Here is a 17406-nt window from a genome sequence, read left to right as displayed (position 1 = left end):
CGTACCCACGCTGGCCACGGCCGCTACCGACGCCGCGTTTCCGCACATTCCTCGCCAAAAGAATTTCGGATCGGGGCTAAATCTGTCCACGAACGACGTACACGGTGCCTTCCTAGGCGCGAATAGTTGGAACGGCACTAGTCGGCTTGACGGCGCAGGAACGCCGGCACGTCCAGATCGCCGCCGTCCGGCCCGTCGTCGGTTTCGGCGCGCAGGTCGCGGCGCCGCCAGGCGCCGGCGCCGGCCAGGGCCGGCGAGCGGCTGCCCCGCGGCAGGTCGACGACCTTGCCGCCCGGCATCAACACTTCCCGCTTCTCGCTGAAGCCCGTGGCGATGACCGTCATGCGCACCTCGTCCTTGAGCCCGTCGTCGATGACCGCGCCGAAGATGATGTTGGCGTCCTCGTGCGCCGCCTCCTGGACGATGCGCGCCGCCTCTTCGATCTCGTGCAGCGACAGGTCGGCGCCGCCGGTGAAGTTGATCAGGATGCCCTTGGCACCCTCGATGGAGGAGTCGTCGAGCAGCGGACTGGCGACCGCTTTCTGGGCGGCGTCGATCGCGCGGTGCTCGCCGTGGCCGACCCCGGTGCCCATCATCGCCATCCCCATGCCCGACATGATGGTGCGGACGTCGGCGAAGTCGAGGTTGATGAGCCCGGGCACCAGGATGAGGTCGGAGATGCCCTGGACCGCCTGCTGCAGGACGGAGTCGGCGACCCGGAAGGCGTCGACCAGCGGCGTGCCGCGATCGACGACGGAGAGCAGGCGCTGGTTCGGGATCGTGATGAGCGTGTCGACGACGCCCCGCATCGCGTCCAGGCCCGCCTCGGCCTGCTGCATGCGCTTGCGTCCCTCGAAGTGGAAGGGCTTGGTGACGACGGCGACGGTCAGGATGCCCAGGTCCTTGGCCAGCGAGGCGACCACGGGCGCGGCTCCGGTGCCGGTGCCGCCGCCGAGGCCGGCGGTGATGAATATCATATCGGCGCCTTCCAGCAGCCGCGTAATTTGCTCCGGGTCCTCGAGCGCGGCATCCCGCCCAATCTGAGGATTCGAGCCCGCCCCGAGCCCCTGGGTGAGCTTGGCCCCCAGTTGAAGCTTGATCGGCGCGGGCGAGGCGCGCAGCGCCTGGTTGTCCGTGTTGGCGACGATGAACTCGACACCGCCGGACCCGGCGGCGATCATGCGGCTCACCGCGTTGCTGCCGCCGCCGCCCAGCCCGATCACCTTGATCTTCGCCGCCTGGGGAGCCTCGTCCAGCTCGAACAGCAGGCGCCGTCCGCGTTCCCTTTCCATCCGTCCCTCCCTTGTCGGATCATGGGCTCGCCTGGGGGGTGCCTCACCCACCCCGCGTCCCCCCTGCGGCTCGCACTGCGGGTCGAAGAGTGTCGGCTGTCGCACCTCACGATGCATGCGACCCAGCCTAGTGCCGTTCCAACTTGTTGATACTAAATCTGTCCACGAACGACGTACACGGTGCCTTCCTAGGCGCGAATAGTTGGAACGGCACTAGAAGATCTCACCGAACCAACCCGCCAGCCGGCGGGCGAGACGACCGACCGCGCTCCCCTCGATCGCGATGGGACCGCCGCTGTCGACGGCGTCCTGGCGGGCGCGCGCGCCGTAGAGCGCGAGCCCCACGCCGGTGGCGTAGACGGGGCTCTTCACGACGTCGGCGAGACCGCCGACCGTTTCCGGCAGCCCGCGCCGGACCGGCAGGTCGAAGACCGCCTCCGCCAGCTCGGGCACCCCCTCCATGATGGCGGTGCCCCCGGTGACCACCACGCCGGCGGTGGCGGCGTCGTGAAAGCCGGCCTTGCCGAACTCGCGCGCCACCAGCGTGAAGATCTCCTCGACGCGGGGCTGGACGATCTCCGAGAGGATCTGGCGTGAGAGCCGGCGGGGCCGGCGCCCGCCGACCGAGGGCACGTCGATCGTCTCCTCGGTCGACACCAGCGCCGTCAGCGCACAGCCGTAGCGGCGCTTGAGGTCCTCGGCGTCGGCGGCCGGCGTACGGAGCCCGACGGCGATGTCGTTGGTGACGTGATCGCCTCCCAGGGACAGGATGGCCGTATGCCAGATGGCGCCGTCGCGGAAGCAGGCAACGTCGGTGGTGCCGCCGCCGATGTCGATGAGGACGACCCCCAGCTCCGTCTCGTCGGGATAGAGGACGGCTTCGGCGGAGGCCAGCGGCTCGAGGACGATGTCGTGCACGGCCAGTCCCGCGCGGTTGACGGACCGGACGACGTTCTGGATGGAGGTGATGGCCCCGGTGACGATGTGCACCTCCACCTCCAGGCGGACACCCGACATGCCCACCGGTTCCCGGATGCCATCCTGATCGTCGACGACGAACGTCTGGGGCAGGACGTGGATGATCTCGCGGTCTTGCGGCAGGTTGATCGCGCGGGCCGCCTCGACGGCGCGCTCGACGTCGATCGGGCTCACCTCGCGCTCCTTGCCCGCCACGGCGACGACGCCCCGGCTGTTCACGCCGCGGATGTGGCCGCCCGCCACCCCGGCGTACACGCCGGAGACCTCGAAGCCCGCCATCTGCTCGGCCTCGGCGACCGCCTGCTTGATCGCCTCCACCGTAGCGTCGATGTTGACGACGACGCCCTTGCGGAGTCCCCGCGAGGGGGCGGCTCCAACGCCGATGACGTCGATCCCGCCGGCCCCGTTCGGCTCCGCGATCACCGCACAGATCTTGGTTGTTCCCACGTCCAGGCCCACGATGAGGTCCTTCGCCCTGGCGCGCGTTATCCCTGGCCTCCTCTCTTGAGCACCACCTGGTCGCGGAACCTGAGATCGATGGCGCTCACCGCGCCCTCCTCGCTGGCGACCTGCGACAGGACTCCTTCGAGGCGGGCCAGGCGCTCCTCCCAGTCTTCCGTGCCCAGCCGCACCTCGATGCCGTCCACCGTCCAGAGGACCGGCCCCTCCCGCCGGCTCATGTCGATCTCGGAGATCGCGGCGGCCAGTGGGCTGCCGCTCCGCAGCAGCGTCCGGATGAGCGCGATGGCAGCGCGGGCCTTCGGGGACGGCTCGGTCCGCATCGTCGCCACCTCGTCCTCGGTGAGACCGGTGATGACCGGGACGGGCGGGACCACCGCCTGGCGCTCCTCGCCCAGCACGCGGCCCTCCTCGTCCATCCAGTGCAGCCGGTTGCCGTGCACGAGCGTGAACGGGCGGCGCTCCTCGACGAGGATGGTGACGCGGCCGGGCAGCTCGCGGATCAGCTCCGCGCGGCGGATCTCGGGCAGCGCCTCGAGCCGGCCGACCACGGCGTCGGAGTCGACCCGCCAGAGGTTCGTCCCCGGCGCCACCCCCGCCACGTCCAGGATGCGCTCGGTCGGCACGCGGGCGGCGCCGCGCACCTCGACGGCCGTGATGGCGAAACGGGGCGTCGTGAAGACCCAGTGCACGGCCAGGGCCTGCAGCGCGAGCACCAGCAGCGCGGCGGCCAGGAACCCCACCCGGCGCGCCCACCGCGCGAGCCGGCGCGGGCGTTCGCGCCGCCCTCTGCTGCCCGGGCGGCCGAGCCGTTGCCGCGCGATGAACGCCGAGCGCTCCCCCAGATCGGTGAGCGCCATCCCGCCGCCCCGCGGGGAGACGAGCCCCCTCCTACTCACCAATGATCCGGATCTCGGTGTCGAGCGGGAGACTGAACTGCGTCTCCACCCGCTCGCGTGTGAGCTCCATCAGCGCCTGGACGTCGGCCGCCGTGGCGCCGCCGCGGTTGACGATGAAGTTGGCGTGCTTGGACGAGATCTCGGCCCCGTTGATCCGCTTGCCTTTCAGCCCCACCTTCTCGATCAGCCGCCCCGCGAAGTCGCCGGGCGGGTTCCTCCAGACGCAGCCCGCCGAAGCCAGGGCCAACGGCTGCGTCGCCTTCTTCACCTTGAGCCGTTGCTTGATGTCCTTCTGGATCTCCTGGAGCGGCCGCCGGGCCAGGCGCAGCCGGCAGCCGACGAGCACGGCGCCCCGCGGGAAATGGAAGGCGCGGTAGGTGAAGGCGCCCGCGTTGGGCTTGAACTCGCCCAGGGTGCCGTCGGGGTAGAGGAAGTAGGCGGCGGAGACGAAGTCGCCGATAGAGCCGTCGTGGGTCCCTGCGTTCATCGCCAGCGCGCCGCCGATGGTGGCGGGAATGCCTATCAGGCACTCGATACCGCCGAGGTTCAGGGCGGCGGCCTCGCGGATGAGGGCCGAGAGGCTGGCGCCCGCGCCCGCCACCGCTTCCTCGCCGTGGAAGTCGGTACGCCCCAGGCAACCTTCCAGCTTGAGCACGACCCCCCGCACGCCACGGTCGCGCACGAGCAAATTGTTGCCGCCGCCGATGACGATCACCGGCAGCTGCTCGCGCTCGGCGAAGAGCAGCGCGTGACGGATGTCGTCGATATCTTGAGGCACGATGAAGATGTCGGCCTGGCCGCCGATGCGCAGCGAGGTGTGGAAGCTCAGCGGCTCCTTGAACCGGACTTCCCCCCGGATTTCTCCTAGCATGTGGTCCTCCCTCGGAGCGAGTCGGCCTCGAGTCGGAGCAAGAGATCCGGAGCGATCTGGCCCACGTCTCCGGCGCCCAGCGTCAGCACCAGGTCGCCGGGCCGCGTGATTTGCACGAGGTGCTCGACCAGGCGCGCTCGGTCGTTGCCGAGGTACGTCACGTCGCGGTGGCCGTGAGCGCGTATCCCTTCCGCCAGGTCCTCGGCGCTGACGCCCGGAATGGGCGGTTCACCCGCCGGGTAGATATCCATGACGAACAGGACATCCGCCTGGTTGAACGCGGTGAGGAACTCCTGGCGGAGGTGGAAGGTCCGCGTGTAGCGGTGCGGCTGGAAGACGGTGACGACCCGGCAATCGAAGCCGGCTTTGGCGGCGGCCAGCGTCGCGCGGATCTCGGCCGGGTGATGGCCGTAGTCGTCGACCACCGTCACGCCGGCCGCCCGGCCCCGCACCTGGAAACGGCGCTGGACGCCCGCAAAGCCGGCCAGCGCCTTCTGGATCGTGATGAACGGGATCTCGAGGTCGAGCCCGACGCCGATGGCCGCCAGCGCGTTGAGGACGTTGTGGCGTCCCGGCACCTGGAGGCTGCACCCGCCCAGGAGCGCGCCGCGCCGGTAGACCTCGAACTGGCTCGTGAGGCCGGCCAGGTGCAGCCGGCGGCCGACCAGGTCGGCGCCGGACTCGAGGCCGTAGGTGATGACGCGCTTGTCGAGGCGGGGGATGAGCATCTGGATGTTCGGCTCATCCAGGCACAGGACCGCGGCGCCGTAGAACGGGACCTTGTTGACGAAGGCGACGAAAGCCTCTCGGATCGCGTCCAGCGTGCCGTAGTGGTCGAGGTGCTCGGCATCGATCGTCGTGACCACCGCGATCGTCGGCGAAAGCTTGAGGAAGGACCCGTCGGACTCGTCGGCCTCGGCGACCAGGAACTCGCCCTGCCCCAGGCGGGCGTTGGAGCCCAGGCTGGTGACCCGACCGCCCACCACGATGGTCGGGTCATAGCGCCCCTCGGCCAGGACGGCCCCGATCATGGAGGTCGTGGTGGTCTTGCCGTGGGTGCCGGCGACGGCGACGCCGTACTTCAGGCGCATGAGCTCGGCCAGCATCTCGGCCCGCGGAATGGTGGGGATCGCGCGCTGGCGCGCCACCTGCACCTCGATGTTGTCGCGAGAGACGGCGGACGAGTAGACCACGACGTGCGCGCCCTCGACGTGCGCGGCGTCGTGACCGGTGAAGATCTTGGCGCCGAGCTGCTCGAGCCGCTCCACCGCCTCGTTCCGCCTCTGGTCGGAGCCGGTCACCCGGTAGCCGAGGTTCAGGAGGATCTCGGCGATGCCGGACATGCCGCTGCCGCCGATGCCCACGAAGTGGATCTGCTGGTAGCGCTTAAACATTGGCATGCTGGGAGATGTTCACCAGCACCCCGGTGGCGGCCATCGTCACCAGCAGCGCGGAGCCGCCGAACGAGATGAACGGCAGCGGCAGCCCCTTGGTGGGCAGCAGCCCGGTGACGACGCCCACGTTGACCAGCGTCTGGGTGGCGATGAGCAGCGTGATGCCCAGCGCGAGATAGGCACCGAACGGGTCCGGCGCCCGCAGAGCGATGCGCAGCCCCCGCCAGATCAGCACGACGAAGAGGGCGATGACGGCGGCGGCGCCGACGAAGCCCAGCTCCTCGCCGATGATGGCGAAGATGAAGTCGGTATGCGACTCGGGCAGATAGAAGAGCTTCTGCTTGGACTCTCCGATGCCCCGGCCCCAGAGGCCGCCGCTGCCGAGCGCCAGCCACGACTGGATGATCTGAAAGCCGCTGCCGCGCGGGTCGGCCCAGGGATCGACGAAGGTAGTGACGCGGCGCAGCCGGTAGGGCGCCAGCCCGACCGCCAGCACCAGGAACGGCAGCGCCGCGGCCACGATCAGCAGGAGGTGCTGAATGCGGCTGCCCGCCAGGAAGAGCAGCCCGAACGTGACCGCGATCAGCGTGAAGGAGTTGCCGAGGTCCGGCTGCAGCAGGATCAGCGCGGCCAGGCCGCCGGCCACCGCCAGCGGCGGCAGGAGCCCGCGCCAGAAATCGTCGAGCCCCGCCCGCCTGCGGGCCAGGAACGCCGCCAGGTAAATCACCAGAGCGAGCTTGGCCAGCTCCGCGGGCTGAAACGAGATCGGACCGAGGCGAAGCCAGCGCCACGTGCCGTTGATCGGCTGGGCCAGCGGGGGGACGAGGACCAGCACCAGCAGGACGCCGGCCGCGATCAGGATCGGCCAGCCGAGCCGCTCCAGGCGCCGGTAGTCCAGCCGCAGCGCGGCCAACAGACATGCCCCGCCCAGCAGCGCCCAGAAGAATTGCTTGCGGAGGAACAGGTAGGGGTCGAGGAAGCGATCGGCGGCGACGATGGCGCTCGCGGAGTACACCATCACCACCCCGACCGAGAGGAGCAGCACCGCCACGCCCAGCAGCCACATGTCTGGCTGCAGCTTCCTCGGCATCTACTTGCTCTGGGGGGGAGCGCTCGCCGCTCCTCCCCCAGACCCCCCCACCGATTCTCGTCGGAGGGGGCCTGGACGGCCCCCTCCGAAGCCTCCCCCAGGAGGATTGCGCCGGCGAAGCCGGCGCTCGAAACCCCCTGTCCGGGCAGGCGTCAGCGTTCCCGCCATCAGGCCAGGCCTCCCACGAGGCCCTTGAAGACGTCGCCGCGGTGCTCAAAATTGTCGAACATGTCGTAGGACGCGCAGGCAGGCGAGAGCAGCACCACGTCGCCCGGCTGCGATACCGCGCGGGCCGCGTGCAGCGCCGCCTCCAGCGAGACGCTCGTCGTCCCCGGGATTCCCACCGCCTCCAGCGCCGCGGCGATCTTCGGGCCGTCCTGACCGATGATCACGGCGTGGCCGACACGACCGTGCGCGGCCACGGCCAGCGGCATGAAGTCCTGGCCCTTGCCCAGGCCGCCGGCGATGAGGACGATGCGCTCGGAAAAGCTCTCCAGCGCCTTGATGGTCGAGGCGACGTTGGTGCCCTTGGAGTCGTTGTAGTAGTGCACGCCCTTGAAGTCACGGACGAACTCGATGCGGTGCGGAACGCCCCGGAAGCGCGCGATGCCGCGGCGGATCGTCTCCGGCGCGATCCCCGTCCAGAGGGCGCAGGCCGTCGCCGCCAGCACGTTCTCCACGTTGTGGGCGCCGCGCAGGAAAATGTCGGTCAGCGGGCAGACCTGCTCGACCGCGCCGTTGAGCTTGGCGACGATCCAGCCGTCGCGGACGAAGAGGCCGTGGTCGAGCGCCCGGCGGCGGCTGAACCACACCACCGCGGCCCTGGTCCGGACGGCCAGCGCGCGCGTGGCCTCGTCGTCCCGGTTGAGGACGGCGCAGTCTGCGGCCGTCTGGTTGAGGAAGACGCGGGCCTTGGCCTCGACGTAGGCCTCGAAGCTTCCGTGCCGGTCCAGGTGGTCGGGCGTGAGGTTGAGCACGACCGCCACCCGCGGGTGAAACGTCTCGATCGTCTCGAGCTGGAAGCTGGAGACCTCGCAGACGGCGAGGCCGTCGGCGGGGAAGTCCAGCGCGCGCGCGGCCAGCGGTGTGCCGATGTTGCCGGCGATGAGGACGGGCCGGCCCTGCTCGCCGAGGAGCGCGCCGGTCAGCGTCGTGGTGGTGGTCTTGCCGTTGGTCCCCGTGATGGCCAGCGTGTCCGCCTCCATCGCCCGCCAGCCCAGCTCCAGCTCGCCGAGGATCGGGACGCCGGCCGACCGCGCCGGTTCCAGCTGCGGCGAGTCGAGCGGCACGCCGGGGCTCACCACCACCAGCTCGGCGCCCTGGACCGCTTCGGGATGCGTGCCGCCCACCAGCACACCCACGCCGAGCGTCTGCAGCTCGCGGACCTCGCGACCGAGCGCGTCCAGGGACTTGGTGTCGGTGGCGATCACGCGGGCCCCGATCGCGTGCAGCAGCCGCGCCGCCGCCACTCCGCTGCGGGCCAGCCCGACGACGGCCGCCCGGCGACCCTTGAAGCCCGCCAGATAGATCCCGCCCCGGGTGGCCACGTCGGCTTCTTCCAGCGTGCTCATAGGTCGGAGGGGGCGACTTCACAGGCGCGCCCCCCGGGCGCGACGGCCCCCGCCGAAATCCCTGGTCGGAAGGGACCGCGCGGCCCCCTCCAAGCCACCCCAGAGGGTTGCGCCGGCGAAGCCGGCGCTCGAGGAAGCGCGTTCGACTGTGGGGTTGACACTGGATGTCTCATGCGACGTCCCTCATCTCAGCTTGAGCGTGGACAGCGCCAGGAGCGCCAGCGCGAAGGAGACGATCCAGAAGCGCACCACGATTTTCGGCTCGGCCCAGCCGGCCAGCTCGTAGTGGTGATGCAGCGGCGCTCTCCGGAAGACCCGCCGGCCGGTGAGCTTGTAGCTCGCGACCTGGATGATCACCGAGGCCGCCTCCAGCACGTAGAGCCCGCCGACCAGGGGCAGCAGCAGCTCCGACTTCGTCAGGACGGCCAGCGTGCCGATGGCCCCGCCCAAGGCCAGTGAGCCCACGTCCCCCATGAAGACCTGGGCCGGATGACAGTTGAACCAGAGGAAGCCGATGGCCGCCCCGATCAGCGCCCCGCAGAAGACCGTCAGCTCGCCCGCGCCCCGGACGTTCAGGATTTTTAGATAATCCGCCGCCCGGAAGTTGCCGGTCAGGTAGGCGATGACGCCGAAGGCGCCGCCGGCCATGATGACGGGCCCGATCGCCAGGCCGTCGAGGCCGTCCGTCAGGTTCACCGCGTTCGAGGCCCCGACGATGACCAGCATCGCGAAGGGGATCCACCACCACCCGAGATCGAGGAGCCAGCCCTTGAGGAAGGGGATCGGCAGCACCGGCGCCCAGCCGTTCGACTCCGGCTGCCAGAAGACGATCTGCAGCAGCGCGAAGGCCAGCGCCAGCTGCAGGCCGAACTTCGTCCTCGCCGAGAGGCCCTTGCGGGTGCGCAGCTTCCGGAGGTCGTCCCACATCCCGATGAGGCCGAAGCCCGTCACGGCCAGCACCACGACCCATACGTAGCGGTTCGTGAGGTTCGCCCAGAGGAGCGTCGACAGCAGAAGAGCCCCGACGATCACGAGCCCGCCCATGGTCGGCGTGCCCTTCTTCAGGCGATGGCTGTCCGGCGTGTCTTCGCGGATCGTGTCGGCCTCGCGCTGCATCTCCCGGAGGTGCCGGATGATCCAGGGCCCGATCACCAGCGAGATGATCAGCGCGCAGATGAGCGCCATCAGCGACCGGAACGTCAGGTACCGGAAGACGTTGAAGACGATGTGGTCCTTCGCCAGCGGGACGAGCAAGTGGTATAGCATTCGTCACGCTCATTTCCCTTCGGGCCTGGCCAGTCGCGCGGCGAGTGCGTCGGCCACCCGCTCCATGCGCATCCCGCGCGAGCCCTTGACGAGGACGAGATCGCCCGGCGCCACGCGCTTGAGCAGGTGGGCGACGGTATCCTCGAACGTCATCGCGTGATGCGCCTCGCCGAGCCCGCTCTCGCGGGCCGCCTCGACGGCCAGGCGGCTGTGGGCGCCCATGCCGATGAATTCCGTCGCCCCGGCGGCCACCACCTGCCGCCCCACGTTGCGATGGGCCTCGTCCGTCACGTCGCCCAGCTCCAGCATGTCACCGAGCACGACGACGAGACGGCTCGATCCACGATGGGCCACCGCCGTGTCCAGCGCCGCCTTCACGGAGGTCGGGTTGGCGTTGTAGGTGTCGTCCAGGATCCTCACGTCGCCGACCCGCTGCCAGATGCAGCGGCCCTTGACGGGCCGGGCGCTCTCGAGCCCGCGGGCGATCTCGGGCAGCGAGAATCCCAGGGCCACCCCGGCGGCCGCCGCGGCCAGGGCGTTCGTCAGGTTGTGACGGCCGATGAAGCCCAGGATCACGGCCTGGCGCGCGCCCCCCGCCTCCAGCGTGAACGTGAGCCCGCGCGGGTCTTCCGCCACGTCGCCGACGGCGCGGACCGCCGCGGTGGCGGCGCGGCCGTAGGTGAGGACGTGGGCAGCGGTCTCGCGCGCCATGCTCATCACGCGGGCGTCGTCGGCGTTCAGGACGGCCCAGCCGGCGGCGCCCAGCACCCGCACCAGCGCCGCCTTCTCCTCGCGCACGCCGGCCAGCGACCCCAGGAACTCGGTATGGACGCTGGCCACGGTGGTGACGACGCCGACGGTGGGCGCGGTCAGCCCGCTGAGATAGGCGATCTCGCCCCGCTGGTTCGTTCCGATCTCCACCACCAGCGCCTCGTGCTCGGACGCCAGCCGGAGCAGCGTCAGGGGCAGCCCCCACTGATTGTTGAAGCTCGACTCGGATCTGAGAACCCGCCAGCGCTGGCCGAGCACGGCCGCGAGCATCTCCTTCGTCGTCGTCTTGCCGTTCGAGCCGGTGACGGCGACGACGGGAACGTCGAACTTGGCGCGATGCGCCGCCGCCAGGCGCCCCAGCGCCTTCGTCGTCTCCTCGACCAGGACCAGGGGGACGCCGGACGGAATCGGGTCCGGCACGTGGTGGACGACCAGGCAGGAGGCCCCGCGGCTGGCCGCCTCGGCGACGAAGGCGTGCCCGTCCAGACGATGGCCACGGATGGCGAAGAACGCCTCCCCGACGCCGAGCGTGCGGGAGTCGATGGAGATGCCGTTGGCGAAGATGGCGAGGTCGCCCACCACCAGCGCGCCCTGGGTCGCCCGAACGATCTCCTGCACGGTGATGACAGGCATCGCTCTCCTCAGGCCGTCCGCTCCGCCAGGATGTGCCGCGCCACGTCGCGATCGTCAAAGGGCAGGACGGCGGACCCGACGATCTGGTAGGTCTCGTGTCCCTTGCCGGCGATCACCACGGTGTCGCCGGCCTGGGCCCACCCGAGCGCCTCCGCGATCGCGGCGCGGCGGTGCGCCTGCCGCGTGTAACGGCGCTCGTCCAGGCCCGCCCGCCGGATACCCGCGACAATCTCGTCGATGATGGCCTCCGGCGACTCCGAGCGCGGGTTGTCGGAGGTCACCCAGATCCGGTCGCCGAGCTGCGCGGCGATCCCGCCCATGATCGGCCGCTTGCCGCGGTCGCGATCACCGCCGCAGCCGAAAACGACCCCCAGGCGGCCGCTCGTGAGCTTCCGGGCGGTGGTCAGGACGCGCGCCAGCGCGTCGGGCGTGTGCGCGTAGTCGACGACGACGAGGAAGGGCTGGCCCGCCCGGATCTGCTCGAAGCGTCCGGGGACGGTGCCCACCCGACCGAGCGCCTGCGCGATCGTGGCCGGCGTCAGCCCCAGCGCGATGCCGGTCGCGACCGCGCCCAGGAGGTTCATCACGTTGTGCTCGCCGATCAGCGGCGAGCGGAGCTCCACCGGACCGCGCGGCGTGGCGGCTACGAGCCGCACGCCCTCGAGCGTCGACGCCCACTCCCCGACGCGGATGGCGGCACCCGGGCCGAGCCCGAACGTCAGCACCGGCACCGTCAGCCCGCGAGTCATCTCGGCCGCCGACGGGTCGTCGGAGTTGACGACGGCCGTCCGCCCGGCCTTGGGCGAGCCCTCCAGCAGCTCGAAGAGGCGGCGCTTGGCGCGCCGGTAGTCGTCGAGCGTGCCGTGAAAGTCCAGATGGTCCTGCGTCAAGTTCGTGAACACGGCGACGTCGAACGTCAGCTCGTCGACGCGCGCGAGCGCCAGCGCGTGCGAGGACACTTCCATCGCGACGCCGCGAACGCCCTCCGCGTACATGCTCGCCAGCATTGACTGAAGCGCCAAGGCGTCGGGAGTGGTCTGGCCGGCGGGCAGAGTCCGGTCGCCGATCCGGTACTGGATCGTACCGATGACACCGGTCCTCAACCCACGGGTTTGCAAAAGCGCCTCCACGAGATAGGACGTCGTCGTCTTGCCGTTTGTTCCCGTGATCCCCACAACCGTGAGCCGCCGCGAGGGATGCCCGTAGTAGGCGTCGGCCGCGCGCCCCAGCGCCGCGCGCGCCGAGGGCACCAGCACCTGGGCCACTGGGATGTCCGGCAGCCCCGCCCCCTCGGTGATGACGAGCGTCGCGCCCCGCTGCACCGCCTCGGGGATGAAGCGCCGGGCGTCCTGTCGCAACCCGGGCACCGCGACGAAGCAGTGGCCGGGCTCGACCTTCCGGGAATCATCGGCGATGCCGCTGACCCCGGTGGGCGGGCGGCCAACCACCGTCTTCTCGGGCAGCGCCGCGAGGAGCTCGCTCACGGGCATGGCGCGTCCCATGTCACTGGCTGCCTCGCGATCGGGACGCCAGCACCAGCCGGGCCGAGGCGCCGGGCTCGAGCGCCGTCCCCGCTGCGGGCACCTGGCGGACGACGAGCCCGTTCCCGGCCACGTCCACGCGCAGCCGGAGCGGGGCGAGGGTCGCGAGGGCCGGGCGGAGCGCCTTGCCGCGCAGCTCGGGCATGAGCGGCCGCCCCTCGGCGGACGGCGCGTCGGCGGCCAGGCTGACCAGCCGCACTCGCGCGCTCATCGGCGGCTCGACGCCCGGCCCGGTGACGATCTGCACGGGCCGCGCGTCGCGCGGCGGCACCTGGAGGTAGCGCAGCACCTCGCGCCCGATCGCTGCGAAGACCGGCGCGGCCGCCTCGCTCCCCCACTGCTCGTTCCTGGGCTCGTCGAGCATGACGAGCATGACGAAGCGCGGCTCGTCGGCGGGGGCGAAGCCGACGAACGACAGCACGCCCGGCGCCCGCGAGTAGCGCCCGGTGGCGGGGTCGAGCTTCTGGGCGGTGCCGGTCTTGCCGGCGACCTGATAGCCGGTGATGGCGGCGTTGCGGCCGGTGCCCGCGTCGACGACGCCGACCAGCAGCCGCGTGAGCGTGCGCGACGTCTCCGAGGAGATCACCTGGCGGACGGCCACCGGTTCGAAGCGGCGCGCCTCGCGGCCGTCGGCGTCGAAGACCGCCCGCACCAGATGCGGCTGCATGAGCGTGCCGCCGTTGGCAATGGCGCCGAACGCCGCCACCATCTGGAGCGCGGTGACGGACACCTCCTGGCCGATCGACATGGTGGGCAGCGACAGGGCCGACCAGCGCTGGGGATCGCGCAGCATTCCGCGGCTCTCGCCCGGCAGGCCCACGCCGGTGGGCGCGCCGAAGCCGAAGGCGCTCAGGTAGCGGTGGTAGCGGGCGCCACCGAGCGCCAGCCCGACCTTGATCGAGCCGACGTTCGAGGAGTGCTGCAGCACCTCGGCGAAGGTGAGCCACCCGTACTTCTTCCAGTCGTGGATCGTCGTCCGGGCGATCGTGATCGCGCCGTTTTCACCGAAGACGCGGTCGTGGGGACGGACGACCCCTTCCTCGAGCGCCGCCGCCGCCAGGATCACCTTGAGGGTGGAGCCCGGCTCGAAGGGGTCGGTGATGGCGCGATTGCGCCAGGCGTCACGCAAGGGAACGTCGAGGAAGGTGTTCGGGTTGAACGTCGGGCGGATCGCGATGGCCAGGACGTCCCCGGTGCGCGGCTCCAGAACCACCGCCATCGCGGTCTTGGCGCCCGTCCGCCGATAGAGGGCGTCGATCTCACGCTCGGCTACGTACTGGACGTTGGCGTCGAGCGTCAGCATGACGCCGTGGCCGGGCAGGGGCGGCTGGAGCACGTGCTGGGTGACGACGTCGCGGCCGAGCGCGTCGCGGCCCACCACGGCCTTGCCGGGCGCGCCCTGCAGGGTGTCGTTCCACGCCCGCTCGATGCCCTCCAGCCCTCCGTCGACGCCCTCGAAGCCGAGGACGTGGGCGGCGAGCTCACGGTTGGGATAGAGCCGGAGCGGCTCGGCCACGAGCCCCAGCCCGGGCTCCCGCAGCGCGCGGACCTGCTCGGCCACCGCCGGCGGCAACCGCCGCCTGAGCCACACGAACGGACGCGGGCTGACGAGGGCCGCGTGCAGCTCGGCCTGGGACATCCTCACGATGGGCGCCAGCCGGGCGGCCACGCGCACGGGATCGCCCACGCCGCGGGGCTGGGCGAAGAGCGATTCGGCCGGACTGGAGGCGGCCAGGATCGCCCCCTGGCGGTCGACGATCGGTCCGCGCTGGGCGTGGAGCACCACGGTGCGGGAGTACTGGCGCTCGGCCATCGCCGACAGCTCCGCGTGGCGCAGGATCTGGAGCTGGCCCAGACGCGCCGTGACGCCTGCAAACGCGACGGCGAGGATGGCCGCCAGAATGAGGACGCGCGGGCGCAAACCCTGGACGCTCACTGTAGTAGCGGAGCCCTCCCGACCGTGTCAGACCGCGGGGGAGCGCCGAGCGACGCCACCCGGTTCCGTTCCGCGGCGGCCAGGCCGGCGGGGCCGGCCATGAACTCGCGCGCCAGGCGCACCTGCTGCCGTCCGGGGGTCGTCAGACCGAGCTGGCGCGCCCGCGTTTCGACCCGGCCCGGCGACCGGAGGGTCGCCACCTCGATCTCCAGCTGGCGCATCAGGCCCGCGAGGCGGGCGCGCTCGGCGTGCAGCGCATCGAGCTGGTAGCCGAGATGCACCTGCTGCACCCGCAGGCCGACGAGCACCAGGCCGCTGACCATGAAGAGGACGGCGGCCGCGAGTGCCAGGATCAGGGCCCGGCGCACGCGGGGATCGCGTTCACGATGGAGTCGCTGTGGCTGTGTCACGGCACCCGCTCCAGCACGCGCAGCTTCGCGCTCCGGGCGCGGGGATTGGCCCGCACCTCGTCGTCCCCGGGCACGAGGGGCGACGGCTCCACGACGGCGTAGGCGCCGTCAGCCGTGAGCGAACGGAACGTCAGCTTCACGATGCGATCTTCGCCCGAGTGAAAGGAGATGACGGCCAGGCGCCCTCCGGGCGATAACAGGTCGGCCGCGCCGGGCAGCGCCTGGCGCAGCGCCCCGGGTTCGTCGTTGACGGCCATCCGCACGGCTTGGAACGTCCGCGTGGCGACGTGCAGGCGACGCGGCCACGCCCGGCGCGGCACGGCGCTGCGCACGGCCGCGACCAGGTCGCCCGTGGTTCGCAGCGGCCGGCGGCGCACGATCGCGCGGGCGATCCGGCGCGCGTGGGGCTCGTCGCCGCACTCGGCGAGGATGCGCGCCAGCTCCGCTTCCGGCAGGCGATTGAGCAGCCTCTCCGCCGTCTCGCCGCCCGCCGGGTCCAGGCGCATGTCCAGAGGCTCGTCGCCCTGAAACGAGAAGCCGCGTCGCGATTCTTCGAGCTGATACGACGACACGCCGAGGTCGAGCAGGACAGCCTCCGCGCGCTCGACGCCGTGGTCACGGGCGACGGCGCGCAGGCGGCCGAAGTTGGCGCGGGTCAGACGCACCCGGTCCCCGAACCGCTGCAGACGCGCGGCCGCCCGGACGAGCGCCTCGGGATCGACGTCCAGCCCCAGCAGCCGGACGCCCCCCGTGCTCGTCGCCAACAGCGCCTCTGCGTGTCCACCCATGCCCACCGTCCCGTCGATCACCCAGCCCTCGCGCCGCGGTCGCAGGAGGAACGCGACCTCGTCGGTGAGGACGGGGATGTGAACCGCTATACCCCCAGTTGCGACAACCGCTCGAACAGCGAGGGCAGCCCGTCGCCGTTCGTCCGCTCGTATTCGTCGAACCGCGGGCGATCCCACACCTCGAAGTACCGGCGGCCCGGCCCCAGCAGCGTCACGTCCTTCACCAGGCCCGCCTGCTGCCGGCTGTCGGGCGGGAGGAGAATCCGACCCACGTTGTCGAGGGCGACCTCCTTCGCGCGCGAGATGTAGAGCCGTCCCAGCTTCCGCACCTCCGGGTCGAACTGCGACTGCTCGCTGATCCTGCCCTCGAGGCGCTCCCATTCCTCCAGCGGGTGCACCTCAAGCGAGTTTTCGTTCGGCACGACGATGAGCCTGCCGTCGTACTGGGCGAGCTCGTCCCGGAACTTGGCCGGCACGCTCAACCGCCCCTTCGGATCGATCGTGTGCTGATAGCGGCCCCTGAACATGGCTCCCTGGTGAGACTGGGACACCCACTTCATCCCACTTTGCCCCACTTGAGTGGCGAGGTTACATTTGCCAAAAAGGCCTGTCAAGGGAAAAACACACGATTTTTTAAGGAAATTCAGGACAGGGCCGCAGCCGCCAACCTGTAGGGTTTCCCACCGGGGTGCTCCCCCTCAGGTGGGGCCCCCGGACCTCCCTCAGCGAGGCTGGTAGTAGCGGAGCGCCTCCGGGATCCAGGCCTCGATCTGGCGGATCCTCGTCTCGGGGGACGGATGGGTCGAAAGGAACTCCGGGGGCCGCGGCTGGCCGCGGCCGGCCTCCGCCATGCGCACCCACAGGTCGCGCGCGGCCGACGGGTGATAGCCCGCCTTGGCCATGTAGACGAGGCCGAGGTGGTCGGCTTCCGACTCCTGGCCCCGGCTCCAGGGCAGGAGCAATCCGACAGCGGCGCCGGCGCCCAGCAGCGACGCGACACTCTGCACGGTCTGCGGGTCATGGCGGGCCAGCGCCACCTGCGTAGCGGCGAGCCCCGTTTGCACCAGGAGCGTCTGGCTGATGCGCTCACCGCCGTGGCGCGCGATCGCGTGGGCCACCTCGTGGCCGAGCACCGCCGCCAGTCCGGCGTCGTCGCGCGTGATCGGCAGGATGCCCGTGTAGACGGCCACCTTACCGCCCGGCAGCGCGAACGCGTTCACCGCCTTGCTCTCGAGCACCTTGAACTCCCACTGGTAGTCACGGCGTCCCGTCGCCTCGGCGATGCGCCGGCCCACGCGGGTGACCTGGTCGTTCAGCGCGGGATCGCCTGAGACCGTGGCCTTGCTGAGCACCTCCCGGTAAGCGGTGAGCCCCATCTGGATCTCTTGGCTCTCGGGTAGCAGCATGATCTGGCTGCGGCCGGTGACGGGGACGGTCTGGCAGGCGACGACGACGAGCAGGACGACCGCGAGCGCGGGAAGGCGAAACGCCTTCATGGCCCCGATTC

The 17406-nt window shown here is 71.0% G+C and carries 15 protein-coding genes; all 15 read right to left on the bottom strand.

The features are described 5' to 3' along the window. Positions 1-137 precede the first annotated feature (137 nt). A complete protein-coding gene (ftsZ, locus tag VGV13_08005) occupies positions 138-1292 on the bottom strand; it encodes a cell division protein FtsZ (protein ID HEV8641026.1) in 1155 nt (384 codons plus the stop codon). A 213-nt stretch (positions 1293-1505) separates the two neighbouring features. Then, positions 1506-2729 (bottom strand): cell division protein FtsA, encoded by a 1224-nt coding sequence (ftsA, locus tag VGV13_08000; GenBank protein ID HEV8641025.1) that lies wholly within the window; start codon positions 2727-2729, stop codon positions 1506-1508. Between the two features lie 26 nt (positions 2730-2755). Further along, a complete protein-coding gene (locus VGV13_07995; protein HEV8641024.1) occupies positions 2756-3628 on the bottom strand; it encodes a cell division protein FtsQ/DivIB in 873 nt (290 codons plus the stop codon). Next, positions 3621-4499 carry a UDP-N-acetylmuramate dehydrogenase gene (gene murB, locus VGV13_07990; protein HEV8641023.1) on the bottom strand — a complete coding sequence of 293 codons (879 nt, stop codon included), beginning with the start codon at positions 4497-4499 and terminating at the stop codon, positions 3621-3623. Before murB ends, VGV13_07995 begins: the two co-directional genes overlap by 8 nt. Then, positions 4493-5893, bottom strand: a complete 1401-nt coding sequence (gene murC, locus VGV13_07985) for a UDP-N-acetylmuramate--L-alanine ligase (protein ID HEV8641022.1) — start codon at positions 5891-5893, stop codon at positions 4493-4495. The genes murB and murC overlap by 7 nt, the downstream gene beginning before the upstream one ends. After that, positions 5886-6983 (bottom strand): putative lipid II flippase FtsW, encoded by a 1098-nt coding sequence (gene ftsW / locus VGV13_07980; protein ID HEV8641021.1) that lies wholly within the window; start codon positions 6981-6983, stop codon positions 5886-5888. The genes murC and ftsW overlap by 8 nt, the downstream gene beginning before the upstream one ends. A 167-nt stretch (positions 6984-7150) precedes the next feature. Next, positions 7151-8554, bottom strand: a complete 1404-nt coding sequence (gene murD / locus VGV13_07975; protein ID HEV8641020.1) for a UDP-N-acetylmuramoyl-L-alanine--D-glutamate ligase — start codon at positions 8552-8554, stop codon at positions 7151-7153. 183 nt (positions 8555-8737) lie between these two features. Next, positions 8738-9820: a phospho-N-acetylmuramoyl-pentapeptide-transferase gene (gene mraY / locus VGV13_07970; GenBank protein HEV8641019.1), complete on the bottom strand. Its 1083-nt coding sequence runs from the start codon at positions 9818-9820 to the stop codon at positions 8738-8740. A gap of 9 nt (positions 9821-9829) precedes the next feature. Then, a complete protein-coding gene (gene murF / locus VGV13_07965) occupies positions 9830-11224 on the bottom strand; it encodes a UDP-N-acetylmuramoyl-tripeptide--D-alanyl-D-alanine ligase (protein HEV8641018.1) in 1395 nt (464 codons plus the stop codon). Between the two features lie 8 nt (positions 11225-11232). Further along, positions 11233-12714, bottom strand: coding sequence for a UDP-N-acetylmuramoyl-L-alanyl-D-glutamate--2,6-diaminopimelate ligase (locus VGV13_07960; GenBank protein ID HEV8641017.1), 1482 nt, complete (start codon positions 12712-12714; stop codon positions 11233-11235). Positions 12715-12727: 13 nt separating this feature from the next. Then, on the bottom strand, positions 12728-14701 hold the full coding sequence (locus VGV13_07955) for a penicillin-binding transpeptidase domain-containing protein (protein ID HEV8641016.1): 1974 nt from the start codon (positions 14699-14701) through the stop codon (positions 12728-12730). Continuing rightward, positions 14698-15069, bottom strand: coding sequence for a cell division protein FtsL (locus tag VGV13_07950; GenBank protein HEV8641015.1), 372 nt, complete (start codon positions 15067-15069; stop codon positions 14698-14700). Before VGV13_07950 ends, VGV13_07955 begins: the two co-directional genes overlap by 4 nt. Before the next feature lie 38 nt (positions 15070-15107). Next, positions 15108-15989, bottom strand: coding sequence for a 16S rRNA (cytosine(1402)-N(4))-methyltransferase RsmH (gene rsmH / locus VGV13_07945; protein HEV8641014.1), 882 nt, complete (start codon positions 15987-15989; stop codon positions 15108-15110). Then, complete coding sequence (mraZ, locus tag VGV13_07940) at positions 15986-16426, bottom strand: division/cell wall cluster transcriptional repressor MraZ (GenBank protein ID HEV8641013.1); 441 nt, start codon at positions 16424-16426, stop codon at positions 15986-15988. Before mraZ ends, rsmH begins: the two co-directional genes overlap by 4 nt. Before the next feature lie 195 nt (positions 16427-16621). Next, positions 16622-17395, bottom strand: a complete 774-nt coding sequence (locus tag VGV13_07935) for a M48 family metallopeptidase (GenBank protein HEV8641012.1) — start codon at positions 17393-17395, stop codon at positions 16622-16624. Between the last annotated feature and the right edge of the window lie 11 nt (positions 17396-17406).

The organism is Candidatus Methylomirabilota bacterium (genome assembly GCA_036001065.1).
GTDB lineage: Bacteria > Methylomirabilota > Methylomirabilia > Rokubacteriales > CSP1-6 > MNEF01.
This window is presented reverse-complemented; position numbering and strand designations above follow the sequence as displayed.